6 protein-coding genes are annotated in these 6,511 nt (G+C 59.7%); 3 read left to right on the top strand and 3 right to left on the bottom strand.

Going from position 1 to position 6,511, the window contains the following annotated elements:
* Positions 1–93: 93 nt before the first annotated feature.
* The 3 genes from PMI23_RS17710 to PMI23_RS17700 all read right to left on the bottom strand — a co-directional run bounded on the left by PMI23_RS17710 (position 94) and on the right by PMI23_RS17700 (position 3,318).
* The gene (locus PMI23_RS17710) at positions 94–915 is read right to left on the bottom strand and encodes a M23 family metallopeptidase (RefSeq protein ID WP_007916854.1); all 822 of its coding nucleotides are present in this window, start codon (positions 913–915) and stop codon (positions 94–96) included.
* A 3-nt stretch (positions 916–918) separates the two neighbouring features.
* Complete coding sequence (gene xseA / locus PMI23_RS17705) at positions 919–2,298, bottom strand: exodeoxyribonuclease VII large subunit (RefSeq protein ID WP_042704978.1); 1,380 nt, start codon at positions 2,296–2,298, stop codon at positions 919–921.
* Positions 2,299–2,430: 132 nt separating this feature from the next.
* Positions 2,431–3,318 carry a LysR family transcriptional regulator gene (locus PMI23_RS17700; RefSeq protein WP_007916851.1) on the bottom strand — a complete coding sequence of 296 codons (888 nt, stop codon included), beginning with the start codon at positions 3,316–3,318 and terminating at the stop codon, positions 2,431–2,433.
* Positions 3,319–3,418: 100 nt separating this feature from the next.
* On the opposite strand from PMI23_RS17700, the gene PMI23_RS17695 reads away from it, so the two are divergent.
* The 3 genes from PMI23_RS17695 (at position 3,419) to guaB (ending at position 6,506) form a co-directional block, all read left to right on the top strand.
* Positions 3,419–4,186: a sulfite exporter TauE/SafE family protein gene (locus tag PMI23_RS17695; RefSeq protein ID WP_007916850.1), complete on the top strand. Its 768-nt coding sequence runs from the start codon at positions 3,419–3,421 to the stop codon at positions 4,184–4,186.
* Positions 4,187–4,370: 184 nt separating this feature from the next.
* Entirely contained in the window at positions 4,371–4,919 is a 549-nt protein-coding gene (locus PMI23_RS17690; RefSeq protein WP_007916849.1) for a sugar ABC transporter ATPase, read from the top strand.
* 117 nt (positions 4,920–5,036) lie between these two features.
* On the top strand, positions 5,037–6,506 hold the full coding sequence (gene guaB / locus PMI23_RS17685) for an IMP dehydrogenase (RefSeq protein ID WP_007916845.1): 1,470 nt from the start codon (positions 5,037–5,039) through the stop codon (positions 6,504–6,506).
* The last annotated feature ends 5 nt before the right edge of the window (positions 6,507–6,511 follow it).

Here is a 6,511-nt window from a genome sequence, read left to right as displayed (position 1 = left end):
CAGGCTCACTCCTACAGTTGATCGTGTTCACAACACCAGTCCAATGTAGGAGTGAGCCTGCTCGCGATGAGGCCTTAAGCTTCGCTCTATTTTTTAAGGTTGAAACGCACCAATGAAAATCGCCGGATCCACCCGCGCATCATTCAGGCTGACATTCCAGTGCATGTGCGGCCCGGTCGCGCGGCCGGTCATGCCAACTTTGCCGACCACAGCGCCCCGCGCCAATTGATCGCCAACCTTCACATCAATCTTCGACATGTGGCAGAACATGCTGATAAAGCCTTGCCCATGGTCGACAAACACTGTGTTGCCGTTGAAGAAGTAATTGCCGGTGAGGATCACCTTGCCCGCCGCCGGGGTCTTGATCGGCGTGCCCGCCGGCACCGCGAAGTCGAGGCCGGCATGCGGATTGCGCTCTTCACCATTGAAGAAACGACGCACGCCAAACTTGCTCGACAGCGGCCCGTTGACCGGTTTGTCCAGCAACAGATTGCTCGGCGTGTTCGGGCTGAAGCTGCGGTAGGCCTTGATCTGCTCGGCCAGTTCACCTTCGATACGCTTGAGGTTCGACTGGTCCGGATTGACTTGCTGCTTGTTCTTCAGGGTGATGCGCTGTTCCGGGTATTTCTTGTTGCCCACGGTGAACGGTAGATTGCGCCCGCCGCTGCTGATCTGTTGCGCGCCCGGCTTCACAGTCAACGGCACGCCGACAATCGCCAGCCAGTTGTTCTGCTCTTTCACCACCAGCACCGGTTTGCCTTGATACGTGGCTTTCGGTGCCTGCGCGGCTGAGCCGAGATCAACCACTGCCACGCCACCCGGCACCGGTTTGTTCAGCAGCCGGGTGATGTAACTGTCAGCGTGGGCATTGAAAGTCAGGCAGAGCAGAAACAGTGGAGCCAGAAAACGCGACATTGATCAGTCCAGTAAAGAGAGGGTGACAGGCGTCAGGTGATTGTCCTCGACGCGCACTTGCAGTTCGCCTTCGCCGAGTTTGGCTTTGAGACGCTGGCCGGTGTGGGTTTGCGCGGCGTTGCGGATCGCCTGGCCGCGCTCATCCAGCAGAATGCTGTAACCACGCCCGAGCGTTGCCAGCGGGCTGACCACATGCAGCGTCTGCATTTGGCTGTGCAGTTGCAGGCGACGGTTTTTCAGGCCTTCGCGCATGGCCCGGGGCAGACGTTCGGCGAGGCTGTCGAGGCGCTGACGCAACATCGCCAGTTGCCGTCCCGGATGTTGCCCGGCGAGGCGGGTTTCCAGGCGGATCAAGCGTTCGCGGCGAGTGTTGAGATGACGCTCGAAAGCGCGGCGCATGCGCATGTCCAGATCATCCAGACGCTGAGCCTGCTGGCGCAGACGTTCGCCGGGATGACGCAAGCGACGGGCCATACCTTCCAGGCGCAGGCGATCACGCATCAAGCGATCGCGCATACGCATCACCAAGCGGCGATGCAGGCTTTCGACCTGACGGATCAAGTGACTGGAATCGGGCGCGAGCAACTCAGCGGCGGCGGACGGCGTCGGTGCGCGCACGTCAGCGACAAAGTCACTGATCGACACATCGGTTTCGTGACCGACGGCGCTGACAATTGGCGTCACGCAGGCATCGACGGCGCGGGCCACGGCTTCTTCGTTGAAGCACCAGAGGTCCTCCAACGAGCCGCCGCCACGGGCGAGGATCAGCGCGTCGAAGCCACGGGCATCGGCCATTTTCAACGCGCGGACGATTTGCGCGGTGGCCTCGCGGCCCTGTACGGCAGTCGGAATCAGCGTCAGTTGCACCTGCGGCGCACGCCGGCGGAACACGCTGATGATGTCGCGAATCACCGCGCCGGTCGGCGAACTGATGATGCCGATACGCTGCGGATGCGCGGGCAGCGGCACTTTGCGTTCGGCACTGAACAGGCCTTCGGCGCTGAGCTTTTCTTTCAAGGCATCGAAGGCCAGACGTAGCGCACCGTCACCGGCAGGTTCGACGGTGTCGAGGATCAGTTGATAGTCGCCACGGCCTTCGAACAGCGAGACCTTGCCACGCACCTTGACCGCCAGGCCGTCCTTCAACGCCTGACGCACTCGCGCAGCGTTCTGCCGGAACAGCGCGCAACGCACCTGCGCGCCGCTGTCCTTGAGGGTGAAGTAGATGTGGCCGGACGCCGGGCGGGCGAGGTTGGAAATTTCGCCTTCGACCCAGATGTTGCTGAACACGTCTTCGAGCAACACCCGCGCGCGGCCGTTGAGTTGGCTGACGGTCAGGACTTCACGGTCCAGGCCAAGTCTTGCAAAGGGATCTTTAATCATGGGGCGCAGTTTAAAGCTAATTTCCAATGCAATACACGATCCCCTGTAGGAGTTGCCGAAGGCTGCGATCTTTTGATCTTTCTTTTGGCGGTCAAGATCAAAAGATCGCAGCCTCGTTTCACTCATCAGCTCCTACAAGGGATTGGTGAACGCCTTGATAAAGTGTTGGATCAGCGGGGTGGGATCCTGTCGATAGGCGAGGGCGACGGTGCTGTGGCAGTCGGGATCGGTCAGCGGCAGAAATCGTATGCCGCTCGGGGCGATGTCCTGCATCGATTCCGGCAGCAGGGCGATGCCGAAACCGGCCTGGATCAACTGCAATTGCGTGGTCTTGCGCGACATCACCCGCGCCGCTTTCGGGAAGAAACCCTGACGCATACACAGGTCGGCACACAGGTAACTCAAGCCGCCGCGTTGCGGGTGCGGAATGGAGATGAACGCTTCGTCCTTCAGTTGTGCCAAATCGACACGTTCAGCGTCGGCCAATCGATGATCCATCGGTACCGCCAGCAGCAACCGTTCAGTAAACAGCGGGACAATCTGAATACCTTCGCGCTGGCGCAACACGGGCAGGCGCAGCAGGCCGATGTCGAGGCGTCCTTCGGCCAACTCTTCCAGTTGCGCCTCGGAAGACAACTGGCCGATATCCAGTGACACGCCAGGCTGTTGCTGCAGATACGCACCGATTTCACCGAGCAAACGTCCGCTGATCGACACGGTGCTGGAGTGGCTGAGGCGCAATGTGCCGAGCTGACCGTTACCGACTTCAGTGGCCATGGCACTGGCCTTGCTCAACTCATTGAGCAGATTTCTGGCGCGCGGCAAAAACGCCTCGCCTGCCGCTGTCAGGCGAGGCTGGCGCGCGGTTCGTTCGAACAGTGGTGTTTGCAGCCGCGTCTCCATGTCCTTGATCTGCCGGCTCAGCGCCGATTGCGCAACAAACAACCGTTCGGCTGCCGAACTGAAGCTGCCGCACTCAGCGATTTCGACGAAGTAACGCAGTTGACGGGTTGAAAGCATCAGGCATGCCTTTTTGAGATGGGTTAGCGACTTTTAAGATATTAGTCGCAACCCTCGGCGCTGGCTAAAGTCATCACAGGCTTATTAAGGAAGCAGATCAATGAGCGTGGCCGGGTTGTTGAGTGAGTGGACATGGGGCACCGGCGGCTGGGCGGTGATCGGGCTGGGGATCGCCCTGGCTTACATCGTGTTCGGTATCGCCGGATTCGGCACGGCGCTGGTGGCGGGGCCGATTCTGATTCTGTTCATGCCGTTGTCGAAAATCGTGCCGTTGCTGGTGCTGCTGGATTTTGTTGCGGCGTTCGGCAATCTGCTGCCGTCGCGGCGGGATGTGGCCAAACCCGAGTTGCTGCGGCTGCTGCCGTGTATGGCAGTCGGTTGCACGCTGGGGGTGATTTTTCTGCTCAACCTCAAATCCGATGTATTGCTGTTGTTGATGGGGTTGTTTATCAGCGCCTATGCGATTTACAGCTTGTGGGTGAAGGCGCGGCCAACGCAATTGTCGGCGGCATGGGCGGTGCCGATGGGGACGGTGGGCGGGTTGTTTGGGGCGCTGTTTGGCAGTGGCGGGTTTCTTTATGCGATCTATCTGAATAGTCGGCTGCCGAAGGATGCGGCGCGGGCCACGCAAAGTGCGTTGATCAGTTGCAGCACGGTGGTGCGTTTGAGCCTGTTTGCTATCGCCGGTGTATATGCCGAGCTACCCTTGTTGATGCTGGCGCTGTGTCTGTTGCCGGCCATGGCGCTGGGGTTGTGGATCGGGCGGCGATTGACCATGCGCCTGTCGCGCGAGGCGTTTGTGCGATTGGTGACGTGGCTGGTGCTGGCGAGCGGGCTCGCATTGATCGGACGCTACCTCAGCACTTGACCGGATTTCGTCAGGGATTAAGCTGCCGGCCGCACTGACGCCATCGCGGGCAAGCCCGCTCCCACAGGTTTCTCTGGTGTACACAACATTTGTGACCGAACGAGATCCCTGTGGGAGCGGGCTTGCCCGCGATGGCGGCGGAGTGAGCACCGCAGAATTTCCATTTGACGTCGCAGGCTGCACCATGAATTCGCAAAGCATCATCGTCCCGAAAATCTCCACCCTGCCGGTCCACGAACCCCGGGCGCGGGCGATCGTGCGCTGGCTGGTGCGCAAGAACATCATCAAAGAAGAGCTGACCACCTGTGGCCGCACCGGCAACCGCATGGCTTACGCGATTGCCGATGGCGCCCGTGCTGTGGTCCTGCACCCGCAAGCCTTGCCATTCGGTGAGCCGATCAACGGGCTGGAGATCGTCACCAAGCGCTGCATCTACACGCCGGCCAAGGGCTTCCTCGAAGAAGCTGGTTGCGCCGAGTGCCGTCGTGAAGTCGGCGAAGCACTGTTCGACAGCCTTGAAGACTGGTTCCCGGGCCGCACCGACAACTTCACGTGCCCGGAATGCGGGCACGAAGATGACATCAACGGTTTTCTGTTTTTGCAGGAATGCGCGTTCTCCAACCTTGGTTTCATCTTCAATAACTGGCTGGAGGCGGGCTTCAAGCAAAGCTTTATCGATGAGTTCGCCGATTGGCTCGATCAACCTGTCTCTTGGGTCAAGGTGGAGCTGTAGGGGCGGGGATTTCCCGTACATCAGCAACATTGATATTAAGCTGAGTTTTACATTGAACAGCAGGGGGTGTCTGACTATAATGGCGCGCTTCCATTTTCCCGCTCGGGAGCCCCCGCGATGCTGCGTATCAGCCAAGAAGCTCTGACATTCGACGACATTCTCTTAGTGCCTGGTTATTCCGAGGTACTTCCTAACGAAGTCAGTCTCAAGACCCGCCTTACCCGTGGCATCGAGCTGAACATTCCTCTGGTTTCTGCTGCAATGGACACCGTCACTGAAGCCCGTCTGGCAATCGCCATGGCTCAGGAAGGTGGCATCGGCATTATCCACAAGAACATGACCATCGAGCAGCAAGCTGCCGAAGTGCGTAAGGTCAAGAAGTTCGAAGCCGGCGTCGTCAAGGATCCGATCACCATCGAGGCTGATGCCACGGTTCGTGATCTGTTCGAATTGACCCGCATGCACAACATTTCCGGCGTTCCGGTTCTGCACGATGGCGACCTGGTCGGCATCGTCACTTCCCGTGACGTACGTTTCGAAAGCCGTCTGGAAGCCACCGTCCGTGAAGTGATGACGCCCAAAGAGCGTCTGGTCACGATCAAGGAAGGCGCGAGCAAGGACGAAGCACGCGAACTGCTGCACAAGCACCGCATCGAGCGCGTGCTGATCGTCGACGACAAATTCGCCCTCAAAGGCATGATGACCGTCAACGATATCGAAAAAGCCAAAGCCTACCCGCTGGCCAGCAAGGACGATCAAGGTCGTCTGCGCGTGGGCGCTGCTGTCGGTACCGGTAAAGACACCGGTGACCGCGTCGCAGCCCTGGTCAACGCTGGTGTGGACGTCGTGGTAGTCGATACCGCACACGGTCACTCCAAAGGCGTGATCGACCGTGTTCGCTGGGTCAAAGAGAACTTCCCTGAAGTGCAGGTGATCGGCGGCAACATCGCCACCGGCGCCGCTGCCAAGGCTCTGGCCGAAGCAGGCGCTGACGCAGTCAAGGTCGGTATCGGCCCTGGCTCGATCTGCACCACCCGTATCGTCGCCGGTGTCGGCGTCCCACAAATCAGTGCTATCGCCAACGTTGCCGCTGCCCTTGAAGGCACTGGCGTTCCGTTGATCGCCGACGGCGGCATCCGTTTCTCCGGTGACCTGTCCAAGGCCATCGTCGCCGGTGCTTCCTGCGTGATGATGGGCTCGATGTTCGCCGGTACTGAAGAAGCGCCGGGCGAGATCGAACTGTTCCAGGGCCGTTCGTACAAGGCGTATCGCGGCATGGGTTCGCTGGGCGCCATGTCCCAGGCTCAAGGCTCCTCCGACCGTTATTTCCAGGACTCCTCGGCAGGCGCCGAGAAACTCGTTCCGGAAGGCATCGAAGGCCGTGTTCCTTACAAAGGCACCCTGAGCGCGATCATTCACCAGTTGATGGGCGGTCTGCGTTCCTCGATGGGTTACACCGGCAGCGCCAACATCGAAGAAATGCGCACCAAGCCTGAATTCGTGCGGATCACCGGCGCTGGCATGGCCGAATCCCACGTTCACGACGTGCAGATCACCAAAGAAGCGCCAAACTACCGCGTAGGTTGAGCCTT

It is taken from the genome of Pseudomonas sp. GM24 (assembly GCF_000282235.1).
Taxonomy (GTDB): domain Bacteria; phylum Pseudomonadota; class Gammaproteobacteria; order Pseudomonadales; family Pseudomonadaceae; genus Aquipseudomonas.
Note: the sequence above shows the minus strand (reverse complement) of the source record. Positions and strands in the feature narration are given on the sequence as shown.